Source organism: Methylobrevis pamukkalensis (assembly GCF_001720135.1).
In the GTDB taxonomy this organism is placed as follows: Bacteria; Pseudomonadota; Alphaproteobacteria; order Rhizobiales; family Pleomorphomonadaceae; genus Methylobrevis; species Methylobrevis pamukkalensis.
The window spans coordinates 1-3338 of sequence record NZ_MCRJ01000209.1 but is presented as its reverse complement, the minus strand read 5'-3'; the positions used below and the strand labels follow the sequence as shown (position 1 = coordinate 3338).

Annotated in this window: 2 protein-coding genes and 2 pseudogenes; all 4 read right to left on the bottom strand. The window is 68.1% G+C overall.

Annotated elements, in window-relative coordinates; translation table 11 throughout:
- Positions 1-15: 15 nt before the first annotated feature.
- Positions 16-752 (bottom strand): annotated as a pseudogene (locus A6302_RS19795) (aspartate/glutamate racemase family protein).
- Positions 749-1735, bottom strand: coding sequence for a GNAT family N-acetyltransferase (locus A6302_RS19790; RefSeq protein WP_342586318.1), 987 nt, complete (start codon positions 1733-1735; stop codon positions 749-751). Before A6302_RS19790 ends, A6302_RS19795 begins: the two are co-directional and overlap by 4 nt.
- Positions 1732-2631 carry an ABC transporter permease gene (locus tag A6302_RS19785; protein WP_069308457.1) on the bottom strand — a complete coding sequence of 300 codons (900 nt, stop codon included), beginning with the start codon at positions 2629-2631 and terminating at the stop codon, positions 1732-1734. Before A6302_RS19785 ends, A6302_RS19790 begins: the two co-directional genes overlap by 4 nt.
- A gap of 3 nt (positions 2632-2634) precedes the next feature.
- Positions 2635-3338: pseudogene (locus A6302_RS19780) on the bottom strand (ABC transporter permease); the annotation flags it as partial.

Genomic DNA, 3338 nt, shown 5'->3' with positions numbered 1-3338 from the left:
CAACCCGTCCCCCCGTCACCCCCTCGGCGCCAATCCCGCCATGAAACCCGCATAGGCCTTCGGCAGGGGCGGGGCGTAGGGGCCGGTCTTGGCGGTGCGCAGGCCGAGGGCGGCGAGGGATTCGGCGAGCTTCACCGCGCTGGCGACGCCCTCGATCACCGGCACGCCGTGGTCGGCCGAGAGCGCGGCGGCGAGATCGGCCATGCCGGCGCAGCCGAGCACGATGCGTCGGCGCCGTCCTCGGCAAGTGCGCGGGCGATTTCCGCCGAGATGGTGGCCCGCGCGTCGGAGCCCTCGTCCTCCAGCGCCAGCACAGGAATGTCCGAGGCGCGGACCTTCGCGCAGCGGGGGCGCAGGCCGTAGGCGTCGAGGTTGCGCTCGATCACCGGCACCGCGCGCGACAGGGTGGTGACCACGGAAAAGCGGTGGCAGACGAGGCTCGCCACATGGAAGGCGGCCTCGCCGATGCCGATCACCGGGGCGCTGGCGGCGGCGCGGGCGGCGTCGAGGCCGGTGTCGTCGAAACAGGCGATCACGTGGGCCGCCGCGCCCTCGGCCTCGGCGGCGGCGATCTCCACCATGAGGCCGGGTACGGCGAGGGCACCGTCATAGACCCCCTCGATCGACGCCGGGCCGTTCCGCGAGGTGCGGGCAAGGATGACGGTGCCGGGGGCTGCCACGGCGCGGGCGGCGGCGGCGGCCTTGTCGGTCATCGAGGCGGTGGTGTTCGGATTGACGAGATGGATCTTCATGGACACTGCCGAAGGGGTCTGGAGTCTGGTGTCAGGGGTCCGGCCGGCCGGGCCGGCGCGTGATGCTGGCTTTTGCATCGGCTTGTCCGAAAACCGCAATCCGCTTTTCGGGCCGATGCGCTACCCGAGTTCGAAGGTGGTGATGCCGAAGATCCGGGAAAGGGCCAGGTCGGGCGCGGCCCGCGATACATCCGCGCCGTCTCGAAGGCCGGCGTCAGCCCGTGGCGGGCGGTCAGGCGCAGCGCGGCGGCATTCGGCTCCGGCGTGTCGAGCACGACGACATCGCCGCCGGCCCTCTGCGCAAGGGCCGCAAACAGCGCATCGGCGATCCCCGGCGTGTCGGCCAGCAGCGGCCCGATCTTCCAGCCGCGTTGGCAGGGGCGGATCACGCCATAGCCGCGGACCTCGCCCGCGTCGGCGAAGGCAAGAGCGCCATGTCGCGGCGCGGTCAGCCAGGCGCGGACGAAGCCGGCGCGCGGGCCCGGATAGAGCGGTGCATCATACTCCGTCACCGCCGCGATCAGCGCCTCACCCTCCGGCACGATCAGCCGGCCATCTTCCGGCGCGAGGCGGGCAACGACGCCCTCGTGGCGGATGTTGCGATGGGCGAGCGCGAAGCCGGCCTTCGCATAATTCGCCTGCTGGGCGACAACGCCGTCGAGGCCGATGGTCGTCGCGCGGCAGGCGGCAAGCGCCGCGTCCCAGAGCCGCTTGCCGATGCCACGGCCGCGCAGGTCCGGCCGGCAGATGTAGAAGCCGAGGAAGGCGAAGGCGCCGCTTCTCACCAGCGAGATCGTCGCCGCCATCTCCCCGTCCACCCGGGCAACGAGAAAGCCTTCCGGGTCGGCAAGGCGGAAGAGGGGCGCATCGCCGAGGCCGGGGTTCCAGCCCTCGGCGGCGGCCCAGTCCACCATGGCCGCGACCTCGTCGGCGGTGGCAACGCCGATCTCGACATCGCGTCCGCTGGTGCCCGCGTTCGTCACATCACACCCTTTCCGGCGTCGGAGCCGCGTCGTGCCTGCCGGCGGCGGACCACCACGAGGGCGGTCAGCAGCGAGACGATCACGATCAGCGAGATCATGGTCGTCAGCGTGCCGAGGGCGTAGATCGCCGGGGTGGTCACGGTGGTGGTGAGGCTGCGCAGGGTGATCGGCAGGGTGCTGTCGGCGCCCATCGCCTGGCTGGAGCGGGCGATCTCGTCCCACGACAGGGTGAAGCCGAACAGGGCGACGCCGAAGATCGAGGGGGCGATGATCGGCAGGATCACGTGGGCGAAGGTCTGCCACGGGGTGGCGCCAAGGTCGCGCGCGGCCTCCTCGTAGGCGGGATTGAAGCGGTTGAACACGGCGAACATGATCAGGAGGCCGAAGGGGAAGGTCCAGGTGAGGTGGGCGCCGAGACCGGAGGAATAGATGCCCATCATCGTCGTGTAGTTCTGCCAGATCCACTCGATCTCGTAGGCATCGCCGATCGCCTTGATGCTGTCGTCGAAGATGCGGAATTCCAGCGCGATGCCGAGCGAGACGACGATCGAGGGAATGATCAGGCTGGCGATCGCCACGTAGAACAGCGCGCCCGAACCGTAGAAGCGGCGGCGGAAGGCAAGGCCGGCCATCACCGACGCGACCACGGTGATCACCGTGACGATGCCGCCGAGGATCAGCGAGTTCCAGAAGGCGCTGCCGATGTCGACCACCCCGATTCCGCGGAACAGCTGCTCGAACCAGTGCAGCGACACGCCCTGCATCGGAAAGGTCAGGCCGCCGCCCGGCCCCTGGAATGAGAGGATCAGGATGGTGATCGTCGGCCCGTAGAGGAAGAGGACGAACAGCGTGAAGAAGGCGGCGAGCCAGTAGAAGGAGGCGGGACGGCTGTCCATGGCTCAGAGTTCCTTGCGGATGTCGACGAAGCGGGTCAGCGCGACGATCATCAGCAGCACCGCGCCCAGCAGCACGATCGCGTTGGCCGCGGCCAGCGGGAACTGCAGGAAGTTGGTCTGCACCTGGATGATCTTGCCGACCGAGGCGATCTGCTGGCCGCCCATCACGCCGATGGTGATGTAGTCGCCCATCACGATGGTGATCACGAAGATCGAGCCGATGGTGATGCCGGTCTTGCACAGCGGGATGACCACGTTGACGAGGGTCTGCCAGCCGCTGGCGCCGCCGTCATAGGCCGCCTCGATCAGCGACTTGTCGATGCGCGACATGGAATTGAGCAGCGGGATGATCATGAACACCGTGTTGAGGTGCACGAAGGCGAGGATCACCGAGAAATCCGAATAGAGCAGGCCGTCGAGCGGCGTGTCGATCAGGCCGGAGCCGACCAGCCCCTGATTGACGAGACCGTTGCGGCCGAGCAGCGGGATCCATGAAATCATGCGGATCACGTTGGAGGTCCAGAAGGGAATGGTGCAGATCAGTGCCAGCACGATCTGCATCGTCGTCTCTTCACGTGGAAGACGAGGAAGTAGGAGACGGTGAAGCCGATCACCAGTGTCAGCAGCCAGACCGAGATGCAGAATTTCAGCGTCGAGAGATAGGTCTTGAAGGTGGTGCAAATCTCGGGAAGGCCCGACAGGCAGCC

What these genes read in the sequence shown, in the direction of transcription:
- A6302_RS19785 (WP_069308457.1), bottom strand. Translation starts at nt 2,631, where the DNA reads ATGGACAGCCGTCCCGCCTCCTTCTACTGGCTCGCCGCCTTCTTCACG.